This window comes from Stenotrophomonas sp. YJH_SMC_105-26 (genome assembly GCF_059368915.1).
The window spans coordinates 593977-619896 of record NZ_JCAFSD010000002.1 but is presented as its reverse complement, the minus strand read 5'-3'; the positions used below and the strand labels follow the sequence as shown (position 1 = coordinate 619896).

At 66.8% G+C, this 25920-nt stretch carries 27 protein-coding genes and 1 tRNA gene; 10 read left to right on the top strand and 18 right to left on the bottom strand.

Annotated features, from left to right (window positions below; translation table 11 throughout):
- Positions 1-70 precede the first annotated feature (70 nt).
- The 5 genes from AC5P7F_RS09840 to AC5P7F_RS09820 form a co-directional block, all read right to left on the bottom strand.
- On the bottom strand, positions 71-400 hold the full coding sequence (locus AC5P7F_RS09840; RefSeq protein WP_049442298.1) for a hypothetical protein: 330 nt from the start codon (positions 398-400) through the stop codon (positions 71-73).
- Positions 400-747 carry a hypothetical protein gene (locus tag AC5P7F_RS09835; protein WP_032959194.1) on the bottom strand — a complete coding sequence of 116 codons (348 nt, stop codon included), beginning with the start codon at positions 745-747 and terminating at the stop codon, positions 400-402. The genes AC5P7F_RS09840 and AC5P7F_RS09835 overlap by 1 nt, the downstream gene beginning before the upstream one ends.
- Positions 744-1574: a 3-deoxy-8-phosphooctulonate synthase gene (gene kdsA / locus AC5P7F_RS09830; protein WP_005408999.1), complete on the bottom strand. Its 831-nt coding sequence runs from the start codon at positions 1572-1574 to the stop codon at positions 744-746. Before kdsA ends, AC5P7F_RS09835 begins: the two co-directional genes overlap by 4 nt.
- Before the next feature lie 89 nt (positions 1575-1663).
- Positions 1664-3328, bottom strand: coding sequence for a CTP synthase (gene pyrG, locus AC5P7F_RS09825; protein WP_014646697.1), 1665 nt, complete (start codon positions 3326-3328; stop codon positions 1664-1666).
- A gap of 400 nt (positions 3329-3728) precedes the next feature.
- Entirely contained in the window at positions 3729-3962 is a 234-nt protein-coding gene (locus tag AC5P7F_RS09820; RefSeq protein WP_014646695.1) for a hypothetical protein, read from the bottom strand.
- Between the two features lie 171 nt (positions 3963-4133).
- Here AC5P7F_RS09820 and parE point away from each other — a divergent pair, with 171 nt between their 5' ends.
- The 3 genes from parE to AC5P7F_RS09805 all read left to right on the top strand — a co-directional run bounded on the left by parE (position 4134) and on the right by AC5P7F_RS09805 (position 8387).
- Positions 4134-6023: a DNA topoisomerase IV subunit B gene (parE, locus tag AC5P7F_RS09815; RefSeq protein ID WP_164077624.1), complete on the top strand. Its 1890-nt coding sequence runs from the start codon at positions 4134-4136 to the stop codon at positions 6021-6023.
- Between the two features lie 178 nt (positions 6024-6201).
- On the top strand, positions 6202-6780 hold the full coding sequence (locus AC5P7F_RS09810; RefSeq protein ID WP_164077630.1) for a GNAT family N-acetyltransferase: 579 nt from the start codon (positions 6202-6204) through the stop codon (positions 6778-6780).
- Between the two features lie 110 nt (positions 6781-6890).
- Complete coding sequence (locus AC5P7F_RS09805; protein WP_014646692.1) at positions 6891-8387, top strand: S10 family peptidase; 1497 nt, start codon at positions 6891-6893, stop codon at positions 8385-8387.
- 265 nt (positions 8388-8652) lie between these two features.
- On the opposite strand, the gene AC5P7F_RS09800 is transcribed toward AC5P7F_RS09805, so the two are convergent.
- Positions 8653-9774, bottom strand: a complete 1122-nt coding sequence (locus AC5P7F_RS09800; protein WP_014646691.1) for an inorganic phosphate transporter — start codon at positions 9772-9774, stop codon at positions 8653-8655.
- 13 nt (positions 9775-9787) lie between these two features.
- A complete protein-coding gene (locus tag AC5P7F_RS09795) occupies positions 9788-10414 on the bottom strand; it encodes a DUF47 domain-containing protein (RefSeq protein ID WP_004152833.1) in 627 nt (208 codons plus the stop codon).
- A gap of 292 nt (positions 10415-10706) precedes the next feature.
- Here AC5P7F_RS09795 and AC5P7F_RS09790 point away from each other — a divergent pair, with 292 nt between their 5' ends.
- Together AC5P7F_RS09790 and AC5P7F_RS09785 are read left to right on the top strand one after the other, a co-directional pair.
- Complete coding sequence (locus tag AC5P7F_RS09790) at positions 10707-12011, top strand: hemolysin family protein (RefSeq protein WP_041863295.1); 1305 nt, start codon at positions 10707-10709, stop codon at positions 12009-12011.
- The gene (locus tag AC5P7F_RS09785; protein ID WP_014646689.1) at positions 11995-12654 is read left to right on the top strand and encodes an exopolysaccharide biosynthesis protein; all 660 of its coding nucleotides are present in this window, start codon (positions 11995-11997) and stop codon (positions 12652-12654) included. The genes AC5P7F_RS09790 and AC5P7F_RS09785 overlap by 17 nt, the downstream gene beginning before the upstream one ends.
- 92 nt (positions 12655-12746) lie before the next feature.
- Here AC5P7F_RS09785 and AC5P7F_RS09780 read toward each other — a convergent pair whose 3' ends face one another.
- From AC5P7F_RS09780 to AC5P7F_RS09765, 4 genes are all read right to left on the bottom strand, one after another.
- A complete protein-coding gene (locus tag AC5P7F_RS09780; RefSeq protein WP_014646688.1) occupies positions 12747-13244 on the bottom strand; it encodes a pyridoxamine 5'-phosphate oxidase family protein in 498 nt (165 codons plus the stop codon).
- 67 nt (positions 13245-13311) lie between these two features.
- Positions 13312-14307: an LLM class flavin-dependent oxidoreductase gene (locus tag AC5P7F_RS09775; protein ID WP_014646687.1), complete on the bottom strand. Its 996-nt coding sequence runs from the start codon at positions 14305-14307 to the stop codon at positions 13312-13314.
- Positions 14308-14497: 190 nt separating this feature from the next.
- Positions 14498-15265, bottom strand: a complete 768-nt coding sequence (locus AC5P7F_RS09770; protein WP_164077625.1) for a sulfurtransferase — start codon at positions 15263-15265, stop codon at positions 14498-14500.
- Positions 15266-15577: 312 nt separating this feature from the next.
- Positions 15578-15943 carry a DUF6164 family protein gene (locus AC5P7F_RS09765; protein ID WP_032959288.1) on the bottom strand — a complete coding sequence of 122 codons (366 nt, stop codon included), beginning with the start codon at positions 15941-15943 and terminating at the stop codon, positions 15578-15580.
- Positions 15944-16013: 70 nt separating this feature from the next.
- On the opposite strand from AC5P7F_RS09765, the gene AC5P7F_RS09760 reads away from it, so the two are divergent.
- Both AC5P7F_RS09760 and AC5P7F_RS09755 read left to right on the top strand, forming a co-directional pair.
- The gene (locus AC5P7F_RS09760; RefSeq protein WP_014646684.1) at positions 16014-16448 is read left to right on the top strand and encodes an FKBP-type peptidyl-prolyl cis-trans isomerase; all 435 of its coding nucleotides are present in this window, start codon (positions 16014-16016) and stop codon (positions 16446-16448) included.
- Positions 16435-17682, top strand: a complete 1248-nt coding sequence (locus AC5P7F_RS09755; protein ID WP_164077626.1) for a TIGR03862 family flavoprotein — start codon at positions 16435-16437, stop codon at positions 17680-17682. The genes AC5P7F_RS09760 and AC5P7F_RS09755 overlap by 14 nt, the downstream gene beginning before the upstream one ends.
- Before the next feature lie 92 nt (positions 17683-17774).
- Here the strand turns inward: AC5P7F_RS09755 and AC5P7F_RS09750 are convergent, their stop codons facing one another.
- From AC5P7F_RS09750 to AC5P7F_RS09735, 4 genes are all read right to left on the bottom strand, one after another.
- Complete coding sequence (locus AC5P7F_RS09750) at positions 17775-18236, bottom strand: GNAT family N-acetyltransferase (protein ID WP_032959291.1); 462 nt, start codon at positions 18234-18236, stop codon at positions 17775-17777.
- Positions 18237-18341: 105 nt separating this feature from the next.
- The gene (locus AC5P7F_RS09745; protein WP_049442295.1) at positions 18342-19964 is read right to left on the bottom strand and encodes an FMN-binding glutamate synthase family protein; all 1623 of its coding nucleotides are present in this window, start codon (positions 19962-19964) and stop codon (positions 18342-18344) included.
- A gap of 55 nt (positions 19965-20019) precedes the next feature.
- Positions 20020-21306, bottom strand: coding sequence for a nucleotide sugar dehydrogenase (locus AC5P7F_RS09740; protein ID WP_014646680.1), 1287 nt, complete (start codon positions 21304-21306; stop codon positions 20020-20022).
- A 134-nt stretch (positions 21307-21440) separates the two neighbouring features.
- Positions 21441-21875: a BLUF domain-containing protein gene (locus AC5P7F_RS09735; RefSeq protein WP_014646679.1), complete on the bottom strand. Its 435-nt coding sequence runs from the start codon at positions 21873-21875 to the stop codon at positions 21441-21443.
- Between the two features lie 131 nt (positions 21876-22006).
- Between AC5P7F_RS09735 and AC5P7F_RS09730 the strand changes: the two genes are divergently transcribed.
- Positions 22007-22093: transfer RNA gene (locus AC5P7F_RS09730), tRNA-Leu, on the top strand.
- Positions 22094-22114: 21 nt separating this feature from the next.
- Here the strand turns inward: AC5P7F_RS09730 and hemN are convergent.
- Both hemN and AC5P7F_RS09720 read right to left on the bottom strand, forming a co-directional pair.
- Positions 22115-23524: an oxygen-independent coproporphyrinogen III oxidase gene (gene hemN / locus AC5P7F_RS09725; protein ID WP_041864131.1), complete on the bottom strand. Its 1410-nt coding sequence runs from the start codon at positions 23522-23524 to the stop codon at positions 22115-22117.
- 44 nt (positions 23525-23568) lie between these two features.
- Positions 23569-24009, bottom strand: a complete 441-nt coding sequence (locus AC5P7F_RS09720; protein WP_041863293.1) for a group III truncated hemoglobin — start codon at positions 24007-24009, stop codon at positions 23569-23571.
- A gap of 180 nt (positions 24010-24189) precedes the next feature.
- On the opposite strand from AC5P7F_RS09720, the gene AC5P7F_RS09715 reads away from it, so the two are divergent.
- Positions 24190-24477, top strand: a complete 288-nt coding sequence (locus AC5P7F_RS09715; RefSeq protein ID WP_032959293.1) for a hypothetical protein — start codon at positions 24190-24192, stop codon at positions 24475-24477.
- The gene (locus AC5P7F_RS09710) at positions 24474-25529 is read left to right on the top strand and encodes a 4Fe-4S dicluster domain-containing protein (protein WP_046429888.1); all 1056 of its coding nucleotides are present in this window, start codon (positions 24474-24476) and stop codon (positions 25527-25529) included. The genes AC5P7F_RS09715 and AC5P7F_RS09710 overlap by 4 nt, the downstream gene beginning before the upstream one ends.
- A 9-nt stretch (positions 25530-25538) precedes the next feature.
- On the opposite strand, the gene AC5P7F_RS09705 is transcribed toward AC5P7F_RS09710, so the two are convergent.
- The gene (locus AC5P7F_RS09705; RefSeq protein ID WP_005416001.1) at positions 25539-25775 is read right to left on the bottom strand and encodes a hypothetical protein; all 237 of its coding nucleotides are present in this window, start codon (positions 25773-25775) and stop codon (positions 25539-25541) included.
- Between the last annotated feature and the right edge of the window lie 145 nt (positions 25776-25920).

The following is a 25920-nucleotide window of genomic DNA, read 5'->3' as shown; positions in this document are numbered from 1 at the left end:
GGGGGCGACAAAACGAATGCCGCGTGATTATCCCCGGCTGCCCGCCACTTGCCAAATGGCCTGGGCGGCATCAGCCCCAGCTGGACCCGATCACGATCAGGGCCAGCGACACCAGCATCACCAGCAACGCACCGGCCACCGCCGCCGCGACGGGTCCACGACGGCGTCGCCAGGCGAGCACCATCGCCACCAGGCTGCCGACGAAAGACACACCCAGCGCGACCAGCGCGGCCACGATCCAGTACTGCATGGCCTGGATGCCATGGTTTCCGTCACCCGGCGAGCCGAAGCTGGCCGCAAAGGCCATTACTCCCAGCAGCAGGGACGCCCAGGCGAGCACGGACAGCCCCAGCGCGACCAGGCCCCAGGGCCAGCCGCGCGCCGACGTGCTCGTATTCATCAAAGCAATCCGTAGAACAGGGCGCCGAGCCACAGCGAAAGCAGGATGATCGCAAAGCCAGCCGCCACCTTGCCGCGATTCAGCCGCCAGGCCAGCACCGCGGCCGCGAGGCAGCCCGCGGCACCGAGCAGCTCCGCGACCAGCAGCGCAATGAAATACGCACGCAGATCAAGCGCGCTGCTGCCATCACCCGGGGGGCGCACCGACGCCGCACCGATCAGCACCAGGCCAAACATGCCCACGGTGAACAGCACGGCCAGGCCCAGTGCGATCAGGCCCCAGGGCCACTGTTTCCAGTGCCGGCGATGACGCTGGGCTTCCAGCGCCACCCTCGGGTCACGACTCACGCGAAGCGCGAGAAGCCGTGCTTCTTGGTCACCGCGTCGAGCTCCATCAGGGTCTCGAGCAGAGCTTCCATCTGGTCCAGCGGCCACGCGTTGGGGCCATCGGACAGGGCCTTGGACGGATCCGGATGGGTCTCGGCGAACAGGCCGGAGATGCCCACCGCGACGGCAGCACGGGCCAGCACCGGCACGTGCTCACGCTGGCCACCGGAACTGGTGCCCTGCCCGCCCGGCAACTGCACCGAGTGGGTGGCATCGAACACCACCGGGCAACCGGTATCGCGCATCACCGCCAGCGAGCGCATGTCGCTGACCAGGTTGTTGTAGCCGAAGCTGGCACCGCGCTCGCAGACCATGATCTGCTCGTTGCCGGTGGCCTTGGCCTTCTCCACGACCGGCTTCATGTCCCAGGGCGCCAGGAACTGGCCCTTCTTGATGTTGACCGGCTTGCCGGCCGAGCACACCTTGCGGATGAAGTCGGTCTGGCGGACCAGGAACGCCGGGGTCTGCAGCACATCCACCACCGAGGCCACTTCGTCCATCGGGGTGTACTCATGGACGTCGGTCAGCACCGGCACGCCGATCTGCTTCCTGACCTCGGCCAGGACCTTCAGGCCCTCTTCCATGCCCGGGCCGCGGAACGCGGTGCCCGAGGTGCGGTTGGCCTTGTCGAAGCTGGACTTGAAGATGAAGTTGACGCCGAGCTTGTCGGTGACTTCCTTCAGCTTGCCGGCGGTATCGAGCTGCAGCTGCATCGACTCGATCACGCAGGGGCCGGCGATCAGGAACAGGGGCTGGTCCAGCCCGACCTCGAATCCACACAGTTTCATGGCGTTTCCTTGTTGTCCGCAGCACCGGCCGGGCCGGTGCGCTGGGGGTTGAAGCATGCAGGATGGGGGCCGAAGCCCCCATTCACAAGTCAGGCGCGCGCTTCGGAAAGCAGCTTGCCGCCGGCCTTGCGCTCGCGCGCGGCACGGATGAAACCGATGAACAGCGGGTGGCCGTCACGCGGCGTGGACAGGAATTCCGGGTGCGCCTGGCAGGCCAGGAACCACGGATGCGCGTCGCGCGGCAGTTCGACCACTTCCACCAGGGTGTCGTCCATCGACTTGCCGGCGATCACCAGGCCGGCATCTTCCAGCTGGGTGCGGTAACGGTTGTTGAACTCGTAGCGGTGGCGGTGGCGCTCGGCGACGACGTCCTTGCCGTACAGCTCACGGGCCAGCGTGCCCGGCTTCAGGCGCTGTTCCTGCAGGCCCAGGCGCATGGTGCCGCCGAGGTCGCTCTTGTCGTCACGCTTCTCGACATCGCCGGTGGCGGTGCGCCATTCGGTGATCAGGCCGATCACCGGGTTCGGCGACTGGCGGTCGTTCTCGGTGCTGTTGGCGCCTTCCAGGCCGACCACGTTGCGCGCGTAATCGACGACGGCCGCCTGCATGCCGTAGCAGATGCCGAAGTACGGCACGTGCTGCTCGCGGGCGAACTTCGAGGTCAGCACCTTGCCTTCGAAACCACGGTCACCGAAGCCACCCGGCACCAGGATGCCGTCGACATCGGCCAGTGCGGCCATGTCGGTGCCTTCCAGATCCTGTGCTTCCAGCCACTTCAGGTTGACCTTGGTGCGCTGGCGCAGGCCGCCGTGCTTCAGTGCTTCGCCGACCGACTTGTAGGCATCCTGGTGATCCACGTACTTGCCGACCACGGCGATGGTCACTTCATCCAGCGGATGCAGGGTCGCATCGACTGCGTCCTCCCACATCGACAGATCGACCGGACCGGCCTTGTCGGCCAGCTTCAGCTGGTTGACCACGATCTCGTCCAGGCCCTGCGCGTGCAGGCCCGACGGAATGCGATACAGCACGTCCACGTCCGGCACGCTGATCACTGCGCGCTCGGAGACGTTGGTGAACTGGGCGATCTTGCGGCGCTCCGAATCCGGCACGGCCTGCTCGGAACGGCACAGCAGCACGTCCGGCTGGATGCCGATCGAACGCAGTTCCTTCACCGAATGCTGGGTCGGCTTGGTCTTCAGCTCACCGGCGGCGCCGATGTACGGCACCAGGGTGAGGTGCATGAACAGCGCCTTCTCCGGGCCACGCTCGGTGCGCACCTGGCGGATCGCTTCCAGGAACGGCAGCGACTCGATGTCGCCGACGGTGCCACCGATCTCGACCAGCGCCACGTCGTAGCCTTCGGTGGCTTCGTCGATGCAGCGGCGGATCTCGTCGGTGATGTGCGGAATGACCTGCACGGTCGCGCCCAGGTAGTCGCCGCGGCGCTCCTTGCGGATCACGTTCTCGTAGATGCGGCCGGTGGTGACCGAGTTCTTGCGGCTCAGGCGGGTGCGCACGAAGCGCTCGTAGTGGCCCAGGTCGAGGTCGGTCTCGGCGCCGTCGTCGGTGACATACACCTCACCGTGCTGGAACGGGCTCATGGTGCCCGGGTCGACGTTGATGTAAGGGTCGAGCTTCATCATCGTGACCTTCAGGCCCCGGGCTTCGAGAATGGCGGCCAGCGACGCGGCGGCAATGCCTTTGCCGAGCGAGGACACCACGCCGCCGGTTACGAAAATCAAGGGAGTCATGGCTGCAAGCATCCTGTCTGGAAATGGAAAACGGCAACACCACGCGCACCCGGAGGGCGGGCATGGTGCTCGGAGGGGGTTTTCCGGTTCGCTGGGACAGCGAGGGAGGTGCGGATCCGTGCGGCGGCAGGCGCCGGACGGGGACCATCGTGCGAGGTCGGGGCGGCCGTGCCGGCCAAATCGACCGTCACCTGCGACCCGCCATGCTGGAAGCCACGCTTGGCCGCTCCAGCCCATTCGCAAAGGGTGGACACGCACTTACTCCCGGAAAGCCATAGTTTACAGATTGATGGCCGCCAACCCAAGGGGCAGACGCCACGTTCCTAAAAAGAAACGCCCCGCTGAGCGGGGCGTTCCGTTGCGCACCCCTTGTCGCAAGGGCGCTTGGCAGGTTGCGGGATCAGCGCTTCTTGCGCGCTTCTTCCTCTTCTTCCTTCTGCGGGGCCGGCTGGCCCTGCGCCTTCATTTCGGCATTGGCCTGGGCACGACGCTTGGCCTTGGCATCGGCCTCGGCCTGCGCCTTGTCGGCCTGGTCACCCTGCTGCGGGGCCGGCTGGCCCGCGTTCTGCGCCACCACCAGCGGCACTGCAACGGCGGCAGCGGCCAGGATTGCAACGGTCAGCAACTTCTTCATGAGGTCCTCCTCGCGGTATGGCTTGGATGTTTCGACCCGATGGGGCCGCCGGCGTTCAGATTCCAGCGACTGCCATTTTACCCCCTCCCCGGCGCCGAGGCTGAACCGCAGGCGTGCAAAATCGCCGTCCAGACCGCACACTTGCGCGTCGCTCCGCGCTTTAGAAGATAGATGAACGCCCGCTATAACGCCGCCGATATTGAAGTCCTGTCCGGCCTTGACCCGGTCAAGCGCCGTCCCGGCATGTATACCGACACCGCGCGCCCGAACCACCTGGCGCAGGAAGTGATCGACAACTCGGTGGACGAGGCCCTCGCCGGCCATGCCCGCTCGATCGAGATCACCCTGTACAAGGACGGCAGCGTGGAGGTCAGCGATGACGGCCGCGGCATGCCGGTGGACATCCATCCGGAAGAGAAGATCCCGGGCGTCGAACTGATCCTCACCCGCCTGCATGCAGGCGGCAAGTTCAGCAACAACAACTACACCTTCTCCGGCGGCCTGCATGGCGTCGGCGTCAGCGTGGTCAACGCGCTGTCGACCCTGGTGGAGGTGCACATCAAGCGCGAAGGTGCCGAACACCGCATCACCTTCCGCAATGGCGACCGCGCCACGCCGCTGGAGGTGGTCGGCACCGTCGGCAAGAAGAACACCGGTACCCGCGTGCGCTTCTGGCCGGACCCGAAGTACTTCGACACGCCCAAGTTCGCGGTGCGCGCGCTGAAGCACCTGCTGCGCGCCAAGGCCGTGCTGTGCCCGGGCCTGACCGTCAAGCTGACCGACGAAGCCACCGGTGAAGTCGATACCTGGTACTACGAAGACGGCCTGCGCGACTACCTGAAGCTGGAACTGGGCGAGCGCGAATCGCTGCCGGCCGACCTGTTCGTCGGCAACCTCAAGAAGGACACCGAGGTGGTGGACTGGGCCGTGGCCTGGCTGCCGGAAGGTGAGCTGGTCCAGGAAAGCTATGTCAACCTGATTCCGACCGCCCAGCATGGCACCCACGTCAACGGCCTGCGTACCGGCCTGACCGAGGCGCTGCGCGAGTTCTGCGACTTCCGCAACCTGCTGCCACGCAGCGTCAAGCTGGCCCCGGAAGACGTGTGGGACCGGGTGTCGTTCGTGCTGTCGCTGAAGATGACCGACCCGCAGTTCAGCGGCCAGACCAAGGAACGCCTGTCCTCGCGCCAGGCCGCCGGCTTTGTAGAGGGCGCCGCGCACGATGCGTTCAGCCTGTTGCTGAACCAGAACGTGGAGCTGGGCGAGAAGATCGCGCAGATCGCCATCGAGCGCGCCAGTGCGCGCCTGAAGACCGAGAAACTGGTCGTCCGCAAGAAGGTCACGCAAGGCCCGGCCCTGCCCGGCAAGCTGGCCGACTGCATCAGCCAGGACCTGTCGCGCACTGAGCTGTTCCTGGTGGAAGGTGACTCGGCAGGCGGCAGCGCCAAGCAGGCGCGCGACAAGGATTTCCAGGCGATCCTGCCGCTGCGCGGCAAGATCCTCAACACCTGGGAAGTGTCGTCCAACAGCGTGCTGGCTTCGGAGGAAGTGCACAACCTGGCCGTGGCCATCGGCTGCGACCCCGGCAAGGACGACATCACCGGCCTGCGCTACGGCAAGGTGGTGATCCTGGCCGACGCGGACTCCGACGGCCTGCATATCGCGACCCTGCTGACCGCACTGTTCCTCAGGCATTTCCCGGCGCTGGTCGATGCCGGCCACGTGTTCGTGGCAATGCCGCCGCTGTTCCGCATCGACGTGGGCAAGCAGGTGTTCTACGCCCTGGATGAGGAAGAGAAGCGTTCGATGCTGGACAAGATCGAGCGCGAGAAGATCAAGGGCGCAGTCAACGTCACCCGCTTCAAGGGCCTGGGCGAGATGAACCCGAACCAGCTGCGCGAGTCGACCATCCATCCGGATACGCGCCGCCTGGTGCAGCTGACCGTGGACGATGGCGAGCAGACCCGTTCGCTGATGGACATGCTGCTGGCCAAGAAGCGCGCGTCCGACCGCAAGGGCTGGCTGGAGTCGAAGGGCGATCTGGCCTCGCTGGAGGTCTGATCCGGAGCGGGGTCGGATCCCTTTCCGCAGGAAAGGGCTCTGACCCGGTTGGCGGCAGTGGGGTCAGAGCCGTTTCCTGTCAGGAAACGGATCCGACCCCATGCGCTCCGACCCCATCCGCCCCCATCGGCAAACCCGGCAGCGCCATAATGCGCGTCCACCCGTGTGGACCATCGTATTGGCCAGCCACTCGCTGCTGTTCCCCGGCCTGCCGCTGCAAAGTGCACGGCTGGTCCTGAGCCCGATCCGTCGTGACGATGCCGCCGCGCTGTTCACGCTGCAGTCCAACCCGGATGTCATGCGATGGTGGAACCATCCAGCCTGGACGCGACTGGCCGAAGCGCGCGAGCAGATCGACGATGACCTCGCCGCCCATGCCATCGGCACCCAGCTGAAGCTGGCCGTGCGCGAGTCGCTGGAAGGTCCGCTGCTGGGCATCTGCGTGGTATTCGCGGTGGACCGCGATGCGGCGCGCGCCGAGATCGGCTACCTGCTGGCACCCGATCGCCAGGGCCAGGGCTATATGCACGAGGCCCTGCAACAGGTACTGGCCTACCTGTTCCGCACCCTGCACCTGCACCGGGTGGAAGCCGAGATCGACCCGCGCAATGCGCCGTCCGCGCACGTGCTGGAACGCCTGGGCTTCCACCGCGAGGGGGTGCTGCGCCAGCGCTGGCGCATCCAGGGGCAGCTGGCCGACTCGGCCGTCTACGGCCTGCTGGCCGATGACGACGCCGCAGCCACCCTGCCCGCTTGACCCAATCTGGCCAGTAGCGGGCTCAACGCACGGCCATGCCTTTGGACACATACGGCATGGCCCGCCACCGGCCTAGCATCGGAACCCCCTTCCGCTGCCGAACCGGTGCCATGAAGTCCCTGCTGCACACTGCCGCGCTCTGCGTCGGCCTGCTCATCGCCCCTGCCAGCGTGCTGGCCGCGCCCGACGCCGAGGGCAAGCCCGACCCGAAAGACGACAAGACCGAAGCGCCTGCGCTGCCCGCCGACGCCTCGGCCCGCCAGAGCATGCGCCTGGCCGGCCGCACCCTGGACTACACCGCCACCGTCGGCACCCTGCCGGTACGCGATGCCAAGGGCAAGGTGATCGCCGATGTGGTGTTCACCGCCTACACGATGCCGGGCAAGGACCGGCCGGTGACCTTCGCGCTCAATGGCGGCCCCGGTGCGTCGTCGGTGTACCTCAACATGGGCGCGATCGGGCCCAAGGTGGTGACCTTCGGCTCCGAGGGTGACAGCGCATCGGCGCCGGCCACCCTGCACGACAACCCGGGCACCTGGCTGGACTTCACCGATCTGGTGTTCATCGATCCGGTCGGTACCGGCTTCAGCCGCGCGCGGATCGGCGACGATGAAGCCAAGAAAGCGCTCTACAACCCCAGTGCCGACGTCGAATACCTGTCGCGCTCGATCTACGACTGGCTGCTGCGCAACCAGCGCATGGCCTCGCGCAAGTACCTGACCGGCGAGAGCTACGGTGGCTACCGCGGCCCGCGCATCACCCACTTCCTGCAGACCCGGCTGGGCGTGGCAATGAACGGGCTGGTGCTGGTCTCGCCCTACCTGAGCCCGACCCTGGAAGACAACGCCGATGTCTCGCCGATGGCGTGGATGCAGACGCTGCCGTCGATCGCCGCGGCGCACCTGGAGCGCCAGGGCAAGCTGACCGATGCGGCGATGCGCGAGGTGGTGGAGTACACCCGTGGCGATTACGCCACCGCGTTGATGAAGGGCCGCAGCGATCCGCAGGCTACGGAAGCCATGCTGCGCCGGGTCACCGCGCTGACCGGACTGGACCCGCAGTTCGTGCGCCGCGCTGGCGGGCGCCTGGAGACCCAGGCCTACCTGCGTGAAGTGTTCCGCGACAAGGGCACGCTGGGCAGCCGCTACGACTCCAACGTGACCGCGTTCGATCCGTTCCCGAATGATCCGGAGCAGCGCGCCAACGACCCACTGCTGGACAGCATCATCGCGCCGACCACCACGGCGATGGTCGACTTCGTGACGCGCGTGGTCGGCTGGAAAGTAGATGCGCGCTACCAGGCGCTGAACTACGACGTGAACCGGCTGTGGGACCGCAATGGCGAACTGCGCCAGGGTGCGGTGACCCAGCTGCGCCAGGCGGTGGCGATCGACCCGCATCTGCAGGTGCTGATCGTGCATGGCTGGAACGACCTGTCGTGCCCGTTCATGGGCTCGATCCTGACCGTGGACCAGATGCCGACGATGGGCAGCAATCCGGACCGGGTGCAGGTGCGCAGTTATCCGGGCGGGCACATGTTCTACAGCCGGGCGGACAGCCAGGCGGCGTTCCGCAAGGATGTACAGGCGTTGTTCCAGCGTAATTGAAGGGGTTTGGCCGGGCCTGCGGCCCGGCACCCGCTGACAGCCACGGCAACGGCAACTGCAAAAGCTGGCTTCCTGAGGGCTGTTGGTGGGTGCCGACCGTTGGTCGGCACGGGGGCGGATCCCGTTGCTTGGCAACGGGCTCTGACCCTGGTTCTGCTCTGGCAGGTGTCGACCTTGGTCGACACGGTGGGTGCGGAAAATTCTTGCCCATGAAAAAGCCCGCCTGATACGGCGGGCTTTTTCGTTTGCAACCTTGGCGTGGCGATCAGGTCCAGCCGAACAGCTCGAACAGCTTCAGGATCAGGTACGCACAGCCACCGGCCGCCGGGATGGTCAGGATCCAGGCCCAGACGATGCGCTCGATCACGCCGAACTTCAGCGAGCGCGGGTTCTTGGCGAAGCCGACGCCCATGATCGCGGTGGAGATGCTGTGCGTGGTCGAGACCGGCATGCCGAAGTGGGCCGCCAGGGTCAGGATGGTTGCCGAGCTGGTCTCCGCGGCGAAGCCGTGGATCGGGTGCAGCTTGACCATCTTGTGGCCCAGGGTCTTGATGATCTTCCAGCCGCCCGAAGCGGTACCGGCCGCCATCACCACCGCGCAGGTCAGCACGATCCACATCGCGATGCCATCACCGGCATGCGCGTCCGGGTGCATGAAGGCCAGCCAGGACGGCAGGTCGTTCAATGCGCCGGTGGCTTCGGCACCGATCAGGGTCATGGCGATGATGCCCATGGTCTTCTGCGCGTCGTTGTGGCCGTGGGCGAAGCCCATGTAGGCCGCCGAGGCGATCTGCGCCTTGCCGAAGAAGGCGTTGACGATGCGCGGACGCGCCAGGCGGCCGATGGCACCACCGATCTTGGCCAGGCCGGCGATCAGCGCCCACAGCAGCACCATCACCACGATGCCGAGCAGGAAACCGGCAATCGGCGAGGTGATCATCGGCACGAACACCTTCCACAGCAGGCCCTTGTTCTGCGCCCAGCTGCCCAGGCGCTCGGACCAGATCAGCGCGTCCCAGTTGTTGTGGGCGGCAGCCAGGCCGGCGCCGCAGAGGCCACCGATCAGGGCGTGCGAGGACGAGGACGGCAGGCCCTTCCACCAGGTGATCAGGTTCCAGATGATGCCGCCCAGCAGGGCGCACAGGATCACCTGCGGGGTGACCTCGACCACGTTGGTGTTGAGCAGGCCCGAGGCGATGGTCAGCGCCACCGCGGTACCGGTCAGTGCACCGATGAGGTTCATGAAGGCGGCCAGCATCACCGCCCAGCCGGGCGAGAGCACCTTGGTCGCCACCACGGTGGCAATGGAGTTGGCAGTGTCGTGGAAGCCGTTGATGAACTCGAAGACGAGCGCGGCCAGGATCACCACCAGGACAAGGGTCAACATGCGGCGGCGTCCGTCAGCTGTTCTTCAACACGATCTGGTACGCCACCACGCCAGCCTCGCGGCAGCGGTCGATGGCCTTTTCCAGGATCTCGAAGAATTCCTTCAGCAGGAACATCTGCAGGTTGTCCAGGCGGCCCGAATAGATGTCGCGGTACAGCTCGAGCATCAGGCGGTCGGCCTCGTTCTCCAGCGAGCGCAGCTTCTCGTTGAGCGCGGTCATCCGGTCCAGGTTCATGTGGCGCAGGTCGGCCACCATCTCCACCACCACGCCGGCGGCCTGTTCGAGCATCGCCGCGCGCGGCGCGAAGTCGATGTGCTCCAGGTGCGTCGTGGCCAGCGAATAGCGGTCGGCGAACTTCTCGATCTGCTTGGGAATCTTGTACAGCGCCGAGCCCAGCGCTTCGATGTCTTCGCGCTCGATCGGGGTCATGAAGCTGTCTACCAGCGCCTGGCTGATCTTGTCCGAGGCCGCGCGTTCGCGCAGGCGGGCCAGCTTGAAGGCGTCCAGCGCGGGCTGGCGGTCGGCCTCGCGCAGCATGGAATGCAGCGCCTTGGCGGCGTCGGAAGCCGCGACGGCAGCCTCATCGAGCAGGGTGTAGAACTGTTTGCCGGAACCGAAAATGGTCTGCAGAGAGAACATTGAGAAACCTGTCAGCCGTCGCGGGAAGGACGGCACCAGATGGAATTATGACGGCTAGATGACCATCACGGGTATCCCCGCCCCCTTTCGAGGCCTTGGAACCCCCAACCTGAACAGGCGGTTGCCACCCTGCCATGCCCCTTTGCTAAGATGCCAGCGCGCCTTCGGGCGCACCTTATGGACGACGACCCTTATCCCCCTGCGCCGCGCCGGATCCCGTTCCTGAGCGCCTGCCGCCATCGCCAGCACCCGCCCTCCCTGCCACCAACCGGGGACGACGCCCGTGTTTGAAATGATCCTGATTGTCTTCGCGCTTGTTCTGCTGAACGGCTTCTTCGCCATGTCCGAGATGTCGGTCATGACCTCGCGCAAGAGCCGCCTGAAGCAGATGGCTGCCACCTCCAAGCGCGCGGCCAAGGCGCTGGAGCTGTCCGAGAAGCCGGAGAGCTTCCTGTCCACCGTGCAGATCGGCATCACCGTGATCGGCGTGCTGACCGGCTACCTCGGCGGTGAGGCGCTGGGCGAGGCCTTCGCCGGCTGGATCCAGGGGCTGATGCCGGGGTTTGCGTACGCGGGCAACATCGGTACCGCGCTGGCCGTCAGCCTGATCACCTTCATCACGCTGATCTTCGGCGAACTGGTGCCCAAGCGCCTGGCGCTGACCCGCTCGGAGGCCATTGCCGGCCTGGTCGCGATGCCGATGAGCTGGCTGGCCAAGCTGGCCCTGCCCTTCGTCTGGCTGCTGTCCAGGACCACCCAGCTGGTGCTGCGCCTGTTCGGCCTGGGCAAGGATGAAGTCGCCTCGGTGACTGAAGAGGAGATCCGCATGCTGGTGGCCGAGAGCCACGAAGCCGGTGTAATCGACGCCCACGAGCGTGACATGATGAACCGCGTCATGCGCCTGGGCGACCGCACCGCCGACAGCCTGATGACCCCGCGCAACCGCATTGCCTGGCTGGACACCCAGGCCGGGCTGGAGCGCAACCTGGAAATCATGGCCGAGCACGAGTTCTCGCGGTACCCGGTGTACCGCGACAACGACATGGACGTGGTCGGCGTACTTGAATTGAAATCGCTGGCCACGCGCATGGCGCGCGGCGACAACGCGCTGTTCCAGACCCTGCGCGAACCGCTTTACGTGTCCGAATCGACCCACGCGATGAAGCTGCTGGAGATCTTCCGCGAGGAACAGCAGTCGATGGCGCTGGTGGTGGACGAGTACGGCGAGATCCAGGGCCTGGTGACCATCAGCGACCTGATGGGCGCCGTGGTCGGCCGCCTGCAGGCGGTGGAGAATGCCGATGAAGACGCGCTGGTGGTGACCCGCGAGGACGGTTCGCTGCTGGTGGATGGCTCGCTGCCGATCGAAGACCTGCGCGAGCTGATCGGCAGCAACGAGCTGCCCGATGCCGAGGACGGCGATTACTACACCCTGGCCGGCATGTGCATCCACTACTTCGGCCGCATCCCGCACGCAGGCGAGTACTTCGACTGGGCCGGCTGGCGCTTCGAAGTGGTCGACCTGGACGGTGCGCGGGTGGACAAGCTGCTGCTGCGCACGCTGTCCGACGAGCAGGCCGATGAGCTCACCGCCTGAGGCCGGCCAGGGTCCAGGCGCCGAGCGCCCGGCCTACCGCAACGAGGGCATTCGCACCCTGCTGGAGATGTTCGCTTCCGGCGACCCCGCCGAGCACATGCCGCTCGGCCAGATCCTGAGCAACCTGCAGCAGAGCGCGTTCGGCGTGTTCCTGTTCGTGGCGATCCTGCCCTCGTTCATCCCGATCCCGGGCATGGGTGGCGCGGTCAGCGGCCCGCTGGTGATCCTGATCGGCCTGCAGATGCTTTTCTGCCTGCGCCGGCCGTGGCTGCCCGGCTTCATTGCCCGCCGCGGACCCAAGCGCGGCACCATGCACCGTTTCCTGGACCGCATCGACCGCCCACTGCGGCGCCTGGACAGGATGCTGAGGCCACGCCTGCCGCAGCTGTTGACGCCCCTCCCCGCCCACGCCTTCAGCGGCCTGCTGCTGGTGCTGCTGGGCCTGCTGCTCTCGTTGCCGATTCCCTTCACCAATTTCCTGTTCGGCTTCCAGCTGCTGCTGTTCTCGCTGGCGCTGCTGGAACGCGATGGCGCGCTGATGCTGTTCAACTGGATCGCCGCGTTGGCGGCGATCGCCTTCTTCGGCTTCAGTTCGGGACAGCTGGTGGGTTACACGGTGGACCTGTTCCAGCGCTGGTTCTGAGCCGGAATCCGGTAGAGCCGACCGCTGGCCGGCTGCCACGTTTCCAGGTCTGCCGGCCAGCGCCCGGCACTACCAATACCGGACATCGATCCTCACCGAAGATCGATGAAGCCATTGTCGGCCAACTGCGCCGGCTCGTCCTGCACCGCCGACAGCACGAAATTCAACGCCTTGCCCAGCAGCGTACCCGGACCATCCCAATACTCGGCCGAGTCGGCCCGCACGTGGATCAGGCGCAGGTTCGGGTCGTCCTTGCCGCCCGGGAAAAACAGTTTCATCGCCGGCGACCACAGTTCCTCGATCTTCGCGCGGTCGTCAACGATGCGCGCGCGCCCTGCCACCGATACGTAGGTGTTCTTCGACGGCGAGGCATAGGCCACGTTGACGTGCGGATCAAGCGCGATCTCGGCAACCTTCGGGCTGTCGGCGGTGATGACGAACCACAGGTCACCGTCGAAGGTGACCTGCTGGGTGGCCAGCGGCCGGCTGTAGAGTCGTCCGTCGACGCCGGTGGTGGTGAACATCGCCACCTCCACGTCCTTGATCAGTTCTGCCAGCTGGGCGATGTGTTCGGCGCGGGTATCCGCCATGGGAGGCTCCAATGGGAAGAGCCCCCATCAGACCCGTCGCGGCTGCAACGGGCCGTGACGCCATTGTTCAGCCCGCGTGGCGGGCATGCCAGGCCTGCATCGCCAGTTCGAACGAACGCAGGCGCGCACGGTGGTCATGCAGGTTGGCGGTGAGCATCAGCTCGTCCGGCGAGTGCCGCTCAACGAACGCGGCGATGCCATCGGCCACCTGCTGCGGATCGCCGAGCACGGTGCAGGCCAGGGCCCGCTCCACGCCGAGCTTTTCGTGCGGCTCCCAGAAGGCTTCGATGTCGTCGATCGGCGCCGGAATCTTGCCCGGCCGGCCGCGGCGCAGGTTGACGAAACTCTGCTGCTGGCTGGTGAACAGGCGGCGCGATTCGGCCTCGCTGTCACTGGCGACGACATTCAGGGCCAGCATCGCGTGCGGCTGCTTCAACGTGGCCGAGGGGCGGAACTCGCGGCGGTACACCGCCAGCGCCTCGTCCATGGCATCGGGCGCAAAGTGCGAGGCAAACGCATAGGGCAGGCCCATCGCGGCGGCCATGCGCGCGCCGAACAGGCTGGACCCCAGGATCCAGGTCGGCACCCGCAGGCCACCGCCCGGAACCGCCTGCACCGCCTGCCCGGGCTGTACCGGCTCGAAGTAGTGCAGCAGTTCGCGCACGTCCTGCGGGAACTGGTCGGCGCTGTCGAAGTAGCGGCGCAGTGCACGCGCGGTGGGCTGATCGGTGCCCGGCGCACGGCCGAGGCCGAGATCGATGCGGTCCGGATACAGCGAAGCCAGCGTGCCGAACTGCTCGGCCACCTGCAGCGGCGCATGGTTGGGCAGCATGATGCCGCCGGCACCGACGCGGATGCGCCGGGTGCCGCCCGCGACATGGCCGATCAGCACGGCCGTGGCCGCGCTGGCGATGCCGGGCATGTTGTGGTGTTCGGCCAGCCAGTAACGGCGGTAGCCCAGCGCATCGGCGTGCTGGGCCAGTTCCAGCATGTTGGCGAAGGCGGCGGTGGTGTCACTGCCCTCGCAGACCGGGGCCAGGTCAAGGATCGACAACGGGATCATCAGCGGTTTTCCGTCTCAGGATCCCCCCTGCATGGGGTCGGCCAGGCGCAGCGGCCAGTGACGGTGGCGGGATGCTGATTCCCGCGGAGCCGGTTCAGGGCCTGCCGGACCGTGTAGAGCCGAGCCCATGCTCGGCTGCTGTTGATCAACAAAAGGCAGCCGAGCATGGGCTCGGCTCTACAGAAGCGTGTCAGAACGCGCTGGGGCGCGGCTCCGGCAGCGGCTGGTCGACCATCGGCTTCAGTTCGGCATCCAGCGCCACGCGCTCGTCGAACACGAAACAGCGGCCTTCATAACCTTCGCCGCCCACCTCCTCGAAGTAGCCGAGGATGCCGCCATCGAGCTGCAGCACGTTGTCCATGCCATCGTTGGCCATCCACAGTGCGGCCTTCTCGCAGCGGATGCCGCCGGTGCAGAAACTGACCACGGTGCTGTCCTTCAGCGCCTCGCGATGCGGCGCCAGCGCCTCGGGCAGGTCGGTGAACTTGTGGATGGGCAGCACCAGCGCATCCTTGAAGGTGCCGTACTCCACTTCCTGCAGGTTGCGGGTATCGAGCATCACCACCGGCTTGCCGGCGTCATCGTGGCCCTGCCGCAGCCAGCGCTGCACGGTGGCCGGATCGACCGCCGGTGCACGCGGATAGTCCAGCGGCTGGCCGTCATCGCGGCGGAAGCTGATGATCTCGTCCTTCACCTTGGCCTTCAGCCGCGCGAACGGCTGGTGCTCGCTCAGGCTGGTCTTGACCCGCATCCCGGCAAAACGCGCATCGGCATGCAGCGCGGCGTAGAAATCCTCGACCGCCTCCGGCTCACCGGCCAGGAACAGGTTCAGTCCCTCGCCCGCCACCAGGATCGTGCCCCGCAACCCGGCCGCCTGGGCACGCGACAGCAGCTGGTCGCACAGGGCCTGGGGGGCGTCGATGACGGCGAAATGGTAGGCAGCGGTGTTGGCGATCATCCTGCCATTTTAGCGCCTCCCGCCCGCACAGACAGATTCAGGGGTCAGAGCCCTCTGCGCAGCAGAGGGATCCGACCCCAAGCCCGGCAGACACCCGGAATCTGTCAGAGGCGGGGCGGTGTGGGCAGGCGGGACCGTTGGCGCCATGGATGGCGCCATCGAGCCCCCAAGGATGGGTTTACGGCGTGTCCCGCCTGCCGACACCGCCCTGCCCGCCACGGATTGCCTGCCGTTGCTGTTGCTGTTGCTGTTGCTGTTGCCGGCCAGCGGCCGGCACTACCGCGGGTGCCGGGTGCAACCCGGCCGCGCCCCCTACCCCCGCAACAGCATGAACGGCAGCAGCACCAGCGCCGCCGCAGCGGCCATGCCCAGCAGCACCAGCACCACGAACACCGGCCGCCGCCGGAACAGGCTGCCAAAGGTCTCCGCCGTGCCATCCCGCAACGCCTGCTCACGCTCGGCCCGCACGCGCACACCGCGCGCCGCCTGGTACCCGGCCATCAGCGCCTTCGCGCGCGGATGATCGGCGTCCTCGCGCAGCCACAGGCCACCGTTGGAAATACCCCAGGGGCTGGGTTCGGTGCGGTACCAGGCGATGCCGTGCTGGTCGAGCAGCGTGCAGACATCGGCATATTCGTCGTCGCCGACATTGCGCAGATTGAGCAGGAGTTTTGCCATGCCGCCATGATACCCGGCGCCGATGCGCTACCCTTGCCGCCCTCGCCCTGCGCCCTTCTGGAGACGCCCGATGCGCCGCCTGCTGCTTCCCCTGCTGCTGTCCCTCGCCGCCGCTGGCTGCTCGAGCGAGCCCTCCGGTCCGCCGCCGGGCGGCACCCTGACCACCTTCGAGCGCATCGATACCGTCGCTGGCACCGGCACCGAAGCCGTTCCCGGCAGCAAGGTCACCGTGCACTACACCGGCTGGATCTACGACAACCGCACCGAAACCAAGCACGGCAAGACCTTCGACAGCTCCTTCAAGCACGGCCAGCCGTTCACCTTCGCGCTCGGCGCCGGCCAGGTCATCCGCGGCTGGGATGAGGGCGTGGCCGGCATGAAGGTCGGCGGCAAGCGCACGCTGATGATCCCGCCGGATTACGGCTACGGCGACCGCCGGGTCGGCCCGATTCCGGCCGGTTCGTCGCTGGTGTTCGATGTCGAGCTGCTCGATGTCAAGCCGTAATACCGCATTGCCCCATCGGGTCGCCGTCATCGGCGGTGGCCCGGCCGGCCTGTTCGCCGCCGAGCGCCTGCGCGCCGCGGGGCTGGACGTGGACCTGTACGAGGCCAAGGGCTCACCCGGCCGCAAGTTCCTGATCGCCGGCAAGGGCGGTCTCAACCTCACCCATTCCGATCCGCGGCCGCTGTTCGACAGCCGCTACCGCGAGCAATCCACGGCCGTGGGCCGCTGGCTGGATGGCTTCGACGCGCAGGCGCTGCGCGACTGGGCTGCCGGCCTTGGCGTGGAGACCTATGTCGGCAGCTCCGGCCGCGTGTTTCCGGTCGACCGCAAGGCTGCGCCGCTGCTGCGCGGCTGGGTGCGCCGACTGAAGGAACAGGGCGTGCGCCTGCATGCCAACCACCGCTGGATCGGCTGGGGCAACGACGGCGCGCTGCGCTTCGCCACCGAAGCCGGCGAGATCGATGTCCACGCCGATGCCAGCGTGTTGGCGATGGGTGGCGGCAGCTGGCCGCAGCTGGGCAGTGATGGCGCCTGGGTCGCCCCCTTGCAGGCACGAGGCGTGGACATTGCGCCGCTGCAATCGGCCAACTGCGGCTTCGACATCGACTGGACGCCGTTCTTCGCCCAGCGCAATGCAGGCGCACCGTTGAAGCCGGTGGTCGGGCACTGGCTCGACCTGGCCGGACAACCGCAGTCGCTGCAGGGCGAATGCGTAGCCAGCGAGTACGGCATCGAAGGCAGCCTGATCTACGCGTTGGCCGCAGACCTGCGCGAGACCATCAACCGTGATGGCCATGCCATGCTGTGGCTGGACCTGGTGCCGGGACGCGATGAAGCACGCCTGCTGGCTGATCTTTCGCGGCCGCGCAAGGGTCGCAGTTTTGGTGAGCATCTGCGCCGTCAGGCCGGCCTGGATGCGGTGAAGGCCACCCTGGTGTTCGAGATCCTTGGCAAGGATGCGGGCCACGACCTGCCTGCCGTGGCTACCACGCTCAAGCGCCTGCCGTTGCGCCTTCTGCGTCCACGGCCGATGGCCGAGGTGATCAGCACTGCCGGCGGCGTGCGCCTGGCTGCGCTGGATGATGGCCTGATGCTGCGGGCAGCACCCGGCGTGTTCTGTGCCGGCGAGATGCTGGACTGGGAGGCCCCCACGGGGGGCTACCTGCTGACGGCGTGCTATGCCAGTGGCCTGCGCGCCGCCGAGGGCGTGATCGGGTGGCTGGCTGGGCGGTGACACCCGCATTGTGGAGTTTAGCCGTGCTCAACTGCCTTTGATTCAGGCGATGAAGCAGTCGAGCATGGCTCGACTCTACAATCCCCGGGCGCTCACCACGGCCTGCGCATGCTCACCGAAGCCAGCGCCACGCCGCTGGGATGCGGGTAGGCTTCCTCCCGCACGGCAATGAATCCCTGCCGTTGGTAGAACGGCACGGCGTTTAGCGAGGCTGACAGCACCACCTCGCGCTCACGATCGGCCATCGCCAGCAGACGCTGCATCAGCGCCTGGCCGATGCCCGTGCCGCCACGATCCGGATCGACGAACAGCGCATCGACTTCATTGGCGTCGGTATCAAACACGCCGAACCCGAGCAGGACACCCTGCCCGTCCTCGGCCACCACGCAGCCTCCCTGCCCCAGCAGCCGTGCGTACTGCGACGGCGGCGGCGAAGCAGACCACGGATCGATCACCTCCGCCGGGTAATGGCTGCTGCACGTCTCGCGAACGCAACGCGTGCGCAGTGCCCACAGCATGGCGACATCGTCGATGGTGCCGGTCCTGAACCGCATGACATCTCCCTGTAGAGCCGAGCCCATGCTCGGCTCGGCTGTTCTTCGTTCCAACATCGCGATGAGAGAAGCAGCCGAGCATGGGCTCGGCTCTACAGCAACACATTATCGCGACTTGCTGGCGCGCAGCGCCTGGATCTTCGGCGGCGGCTGGAACGAATCGCTGCGTGCATCGGCCCAGAATGCATGGAACACCGCATGATCCGGCACCTTGTGCAGCAGCTCGCCCGGTTCCAGGTAGCGATACAGCGACGCCAGCGAGCGGATCTCGACAGGCGAAACACGACGCAGGATGTGCTCCGGCCCCAGTTCGGCCGGATCGTTCAGGCCGGCCGCACACAACAGCTCCTTCAGGGCGTGCAGCGTGTGCTCGTGGTAGCTGTACACGCGGGTGGCCTTGTCCGGTGCATCCAGGTGCTTCCAGCGCGCCGGGTCCTGGGTGGCGATGCCGGTCGGGCACTTGTCGGTATGGCAGCTCAACGACTGGATGCAGCCCAGCGCGAACATGAAGCCACGGCCGGCATTGCACCAGTCGGCACCCAGCGCGATGGTGCGCGCGATGTCGAAGGCGCTGGTGATCTTGCCCGCCGCGCCGATGCGGATCCGCTCGCGAAGGTCCAGGCCGACCAGCGTGTTGTGCACCAGCAACAGTGCTTCGTGCATCGGCACGCCGACATGGTCGACGAACTCCGCCGGTGCTGCGCCAGTACCGCCTTCGGCACCGTCGACCACGATGAAGTCCGGCAGCAGGCCGGTTTCCTGCATCGCCTTGGCAATGCCGAACCACTCCCACGGGTGGCCGATGGCCAGCTTGAAACCGACCGGCTTGCCACCGGACAGTTCGCGCAGACGGGCGACGAACTGCAGCAGTTCGACCGGCGTCGAGAATGCCGAGTGACGCGACGGCGATACGCAGTCCACGCCCATCGGCACGCCACGGGTGACCGAGATCTCGGCGGTCACCTTTGGCGCCGGCAGCACGCCGCCATGACCGGGCTTGGCGCCCTGCGACAGCTTGATCTCGATCATCCTGACCTGATCATGGGTGGCGTTGGCGACGAAGCGCTCTTCACTGAAACCGCCCTTTTCGTCACGGCAACCGAAGTAGCCCGAGCCGATCTCCCACACCAGATCGCCGCCCATCTCGCGGTGGTATGGCGAAATCGAACCTTCGCCGGTGTCGTGGTAGAAGCCACCGCGCCGCGCGCCTTCGTTCAGTGCGCGGATCGCGTTGGCCGACAGCGAGCCGAAGCTCATCGCCGAAATATTGAACACGCTCGCCGAATACGGCTTTGCACAATTGGCGCCGATCAGCACGCGGAAATCGTGCTTGGCGATGGCGGTCGGCGCCAGCGAGTGGTTGATCCACTCGTAATCCACCGCGTAGGTGCTGCGCAGGGTGCCGAACGGCACCGTGTCCATCTCGTTCTTGGCCCGCTGGTAGATCAGTGCACGCTGCTGGCGCGAGAACGGCACGTCCTCCAGGTCGCTCTGCACGAAGTACTGGCGGATTTCCGGACCGATCGATTCCAGGCCGTAGCGGAAGTGTGCCATCACCGGATAGTTGCGGCGCAGCGTGCTGCGCTTCTGCAGCAGGTCCCAGGTCCCCAGAGCCACCATCGCGGCGGTCAGGCCGACGCCCCAGTACCAGGCCGGCCAGATCGTGGCCAACCACAGGCAGATGGGGAACATCAGGATGGCGAGCAGGTAGACGATATACCGGTGCATGGCGTTCCTTGGTTGCAACTGCCTGCGAGTCTACCGTGCTGCCCGCCGCCCGGGTTTACAGGCGATCGTCAACCACGTTGCGTGGCCAGGCCGATTTGACGTCGTAGACCAGGCCGCCCGGCGCCAGCAGCGACCGGATACCGGCCTCGTCCATCGCCTTGAAGCGGGCATGGGCAACCGCCAGCACCACCGCGTCATAGGCCCCTGCCACGGGTTCGGCCAGCCACTGCACGCCCTCATCGGCCAATGCCGCCGGGCCGACCCAGGGATCACTGACCTCGACCTGAGCGCCGGCATCACGCAGGCGCTGCGCCAGCTCCAGCGCGCGGCTGTTGCGCAGGTCCGGGCAATCCTCCTTGAAGGTCACACCGAGCACCAGGATGCGCGACTGCACTGGTTCGCGGCCGCGTTCGGCCAGCATCGCCAGCACCCGCGACGCCACATGCTCACCGACGCGGTTGTTGACCTGCCGCGCGGTGTGGATCAGGTCCGGGTGGTAGCCCACGCTCTCGGACTTGTGCAGCAGGTAATACGGGTCCACGCCGATGCAATGGCCGCCGACCAGGCCCGGCCGGAATGGCAGGAAGTTCCACTTGCTGCCGGCGGCATCGAGCACATCCTGGGTATCGATGCCCAGCCTGTCGAAGATCAGCGCCAACTCATTGACCAGCGCGATGTTCACATCGCGCTGGATGTTCTCGACCACCTTGGCCGCCTCGGCCACGCGCATCGATGGCGCGGGGAACGTGCCGGCGGCAATGATGCGCTGGTACAGGCCATCGATCACCGCAGCCACTTCCGCTGTCGACCCCGAGGTGATCTTGCGGATGTCGGCCAGGCGCCGCTGGCGGTCACCGGGACTGACCCGCTCCGGGCTGTAGCCGCAGTAGAAGTCTTCGTTGAAGCGCAGGCCCGAGCCTTCTTCCAGCAGCGGCACGCAGACTTCTTCAGTGGTGCCGGGGTACACCGTGGATTCGTAGATCACCAGGTCACCCGCGCGCAGATGGCTGGCGATCAGCCGCGTCGCCGAACGCAACGGCTCCAGATCGGGCTGCTCATAGGCATCGATCGGCGTCGGCACGGTGACGATGTAGACGTTGCATGCATCAAGCAAGGCCGGATCGCTGCCGTACTGCAGCTGCCGAGCACTGGCCAGCTCGTCGGCCTCCACCTCCAGCGTATGGTCCTGGCCATCGCGCAGCTCGGCGATGCGATCGGCATCGATGTCGAAGCCCAGCGTCGGCCAGTGCCGACCGAAGGCCACCGCCAACGGCAGGCCGACGTAGCCCAGGCCGATCACCGCAAAACGCGGGGTCTCCGCTGCCGCAAGGGACGCGCTCACTGGCATGTCCCGCGCAACGGCATGCATGCCGCCATGGATTCGGCCGACCTGCTCATTCGCTGCACCACTCCGTGTAATTCCACGCCAGAAAGGCGACAGCGTAACGGCCCGGGCGCCTGCCCGCCAAGATGGGATCAGGAGCCCAGTGCGACCGCGGCCGGTTCCAGTTCGCCATCGGCGCCGGTCCAGGCCTGCCGCAGGCGCTCGAAGCCACCGCTGCCAAGCAGGAAGCCCGGCCACGCCGATTCAACGATCTGTGCCAGCAGCTCCGCATCAATGCGCCGGGTTCCCATCGACCAGCGCGGAAACGCCCGCTGCGCCACCGGCGCGCGGCACAGCACCTTCAGCTGGCCGTGGCTGCGCGCATTGACGATGCGCTGGTACACCGAATCGATACCGTCCTCCGGGCCTTCCAGGTACTGCAGGAAACGGCTGCCATCGAACATCAGCACACCGGTGACACCGGCTACACGGTTGAATGCCGTGGCATCGGCCAGCAGGCGGTCAAGATCGGTTGTCTGCAGATCGGCGCGGGCCTCACTGGCATAGGCAATCGCGTGCAGCGACATCGTGCGGCTCCCCCCCTGGGAACGATGGTTGGGACTATGACATGAATGGGAGCGACAGTTAAACACGCTGCCGCTCCACGGCAATCCGGCTGCGATTCTGCAGCTGGGCTACAATCGGCGCCGCGCTGCAGGCCCGGATGGCGAAACTGGTAGACGCATCGGACTTAAAATCCGCCGGGGGCAACCCCATGCCGGTTCGATTCCGGCTCCGGGCACCAACCGCGCTGCGCGAGTACACCTTAGATTGCACGCGAGTAACGCGGCTGTTCATGCGCCGCGCGCAGGTAGGGGTCGAAACACATCGCCAGCAGCCGCAGCAGCGGCCGACCCGGCTCGCTGGCGCGCACTACACCGTCGCGGTATTCGGCCAGGCCGTCTTCCTGCAACCGCTGCACCGAACGCAGGTCCTCGGCGAAGTACTGCTCGAAATCGACGCCATGGCGCTGGCCCAGCACGGCACCGTCCACCTCGCCCTGGCACATCAGCTGCTGGATGAGTTCAGCGCGCAGCTGGTCGTCGGCGCTCAGTGCCACGCCGCGCCAGACCGGCAGCTGGCCCTGGTCCACCGCGTCCTCCCACGACGGCAGGTCACGCGGATTCTGGCTGTAGGTGGCACCGATATGACTGATCGCACTCACGCCCAGGCCGAGCAGGTCGGTATCGGCGTGGGTGGTATAGCCCATGAAGTTGCGATGCAGCTGGCCGGCACGCTGCGCGCGCGACAGGTCCTCTTCCGGCAGCGCGAAGTGATCCATGCCGATGTACTGGTAACCCGCAGCAGAAAGCTTCTCCACCGCCAGGCCCAGCAGCGCCAGCTTGTCTTCCGGTGAAGGCAACCGGCGCTCGTCGATCTGCTTCTGCGCGCGGAACAGGTGTGGCAGGTGTGCGTAGCCATACACCGCCAGGCGATCCGGTCGCAATGCCAGCACTCGTTCCAGGGTGCGGCCGAATCCCTGCAGGCTCTGTCCAGGCAGCCCATAGATCAGGTCGACGTTGACAGAGCGCATGCCGCTGTCGCGGCAGGCATGCAGGATGTCCAGCGTCTGCTGCACGCCCTGTATGCGGTTGATCGATTCCTGCACATGCGGATCGAAATCCTGCACGCCCAGGCTGGCCCGGTTGAAGCCCAGCCGCGCCAGCATGGCGACATCGCGGGTATCGATGAAGCGCGGATCGAGTTCGATCGAGAAATCGCGCTGCGGCGAATCGCTGAAATCGAAGCGCCGGCGCAGCCCCTCCACCAGCGTGGTCATCGCCTCGGCCTCGAGGAAGTTCGGCGTACCACCGCCCAGATGCAGCTGGATGACCTCACGGCCGTCCTCGAACTGCGGCGCCAGCAGGTCGGCCTCGGCCAGCACGCGCGCGACGTAGCTGTGGCCCCGACCGCGGTCGCGGGTGATCACCCGGTTGCAGCCGCAGTAGAAGCAGGGGCTGGAGCAGAACGGCACATGCACGTACAGCGACAGCGCGCGCGCCAGCTGGTTGCTGTCGGCGATCGCCTGGCGCAGCGCCGGCGCGTCGAAGCCATCGTGGAAGTGCGGCGCGGTCGGATACGAGGTGTAGCGCGGCCCCGGCCGGTCATGCCGGCGCAGCAGGTCGGGGTCGAAGGTCCAGGCCAGGCCACCGGCGGCGGGAGAGAACGTGTCCATGCCGCCAGCATCGCGCCGGACGGCCATGACCGCCTTGACCCAGATCAATCGCGGGTGGGGATTCCCAGCACCGGCAGGCCCACCTGCGGCCAGCGCAGCATCTGGTAGCGCTTCCAGAAGGTGTCACCGATGCGCGCGGCGACGTCGTTGGCCAGCTCCTGCATCGGCGGGTTGCCGCACTCGGCGGTGGTGATCCGGAACAGCACCAGCCAGCGATCGAACAAGTCCTTGTCCAGCTCGATGGCCATGTGCTTGGACATCGGCGAGCCCTTGAAGCGGCGCGTGCCGCGCAGCATCGCCGACCAGAAATCGACCAGCTGCGCCAGATGTTCCGGCCAGTCGTGGACATGCGCCTGGAACACCGGCCCCAACCGCTCTTCCTCGCGCACGCGCGCATAGAAGTCGTGGACCAGGCGGGTCACTTCCTGCTCGGTGCACAGCCCGGGCGAGGCGACGGGCAGGACAGGTGGCGGTATTGCGTTCATCGGGGGTACCCAAAGCGTGCCGGCAGTGTGCCGCAGCCGGCCGGCACCGCCGTTGATCCAGATCAATGTCGGCGCAGTCCGCTGCACCTAGGCTGCCACGATTGCAGGAAGCATGCCCTGCGGATGCTGCGCCGGCCTCGGCGGAGTATACGCGCCGCCCTCATTCCGATCCGGGACAGCATGAACAGACCCTCTCCCAGCCGCCGCCAGCAGCTGATCCAGCACTGGGGTGCCATCCTCTGGCCCAGCTTCATCGCTGCCGGCCTGGCCAGCGTGGTGTTCTTCGCCTTCGTCGACCCGCTGCGGTTGCAGGCGATCAGCTTCCCGGGCACGGCGATCAGCCGTGAACTGGGCTATACGGCAGGATTCTTCATGTTCTGGTCGGTGACCGCACTTTCCAGCGCAGTCACCTGGTACCTGCAGCGGCCCCTGCCGAGCGATGACGACGACGAGCTGCCGCTGGGATGAGTACGCCCTGTACCGGAACCGGAACCCCACGCCCCTGGCGTTGGCGCGGCGCGCTCAGCGCGCTCTTGCTGGTCCTGTTCTATGCCCTGCCATGGCTGCGCTGGAATGGACACCAGGCCCTGCTGCTGGACATCAACGCACGGCGCTTCGACCTGTTCGGCTGGACGTTGTGGCCCGGCGATGTCGGCGTGCTGATCGGGTTGCTGGCGGTGCTGGCGGTGGGCCTTGCGCTGCTCACCCACCTCGCCGGCCGCATCTGGTGCGGTCATGCCTGCCCGCAGACGCTGTGGCGTCGTGCCTTCGACTGGATCGCGCACGGCATGGCCAAGGTCTTGCCAGTGCCAGCCGTGCGCCCGGCCACCCAGGTCGCGTGGGGGCTGCTGTCGCTGTGGACTGGCATCACCTTCGTCGGCCTGTTCAGCCCGATCGCCGGACTGCTGGCCGCCGCTCCGAATGCCGGCTGGAGCGGCTGGGAAACATTCTGGGTGCTGTTCTATGCCGCCGCCACCTGGGGCAATGCCGGCTTCCTGCGCGAGCAGGTGTGCCGTTCGCTGTGCCCGTTCGCGCGCATGCAACCACTGCTGATCGATCCACATACACCACGCATGCTGTACGACGCGCGCCGCGGCGAACCGCGCGGCATGCGCCCTCCGGGCATGGGGGGCGTGCTCGGACGCGGACGCGGCCTGCTCGACCCGACCACCGCACAGGACTACGTGTTCCGCGCCGCACATCCGCTGCTGGCCGGACCGATGCCCACCTTCAGCGCCGATCGCCTGGGCGACTGCACCGACTGCACCGCGTGTGTCAGCGCCTGCCCGATGCAGCTGGACATCCGCCAGGGACCGCAGGCCGATTGCCTGGCCTGCGGCGCCTGCCTGGACGCCTGCTCGCGGCAGCAGCACCAGGCCGGTTTCGGCCCGGGGCTGGTGCGCTACTGCAGTCCGCAGGCCATGGCCGGGCAACCGCGGCAATGGTGGCGACCGCGGACCCTGGCACTGCTGTCGATGCTGCTGGCGCTGTTGGCCTGTGGCGCCTGGCGCCTGCTTTGAATCAACGGGTCAACGCGGCCCGTTGGCGTGCGGCGGCACCAGCTGCGCACGTCGGACGATGCCGAGCTGTTCGATGATCAGCGCCATTTCATTGGTGACTTCGGTACGCTCGGTCCCCTGCGGGACCAGGCGGTCCAGCACCTGCTGGTAGGTATCCCAGAACGCCGGACCGCATCCGTGTTTGTGATAACTGGCTTCCAGTTCGCGGCGTACCCGTTCAGCCAAGCCATGCATGCCGTATTCCATACGACCTCCGTTGGACTTGTTCTGCATCGTTGACGGTCTACCGACTCACTTGCGAGCTACTGAAAGACTCCCGGGCTTCACGCCCGGTTGATGCCAATTAGTCATAGATTTCACGACAGGTCAATTACATGCAGCGACTTTCGTG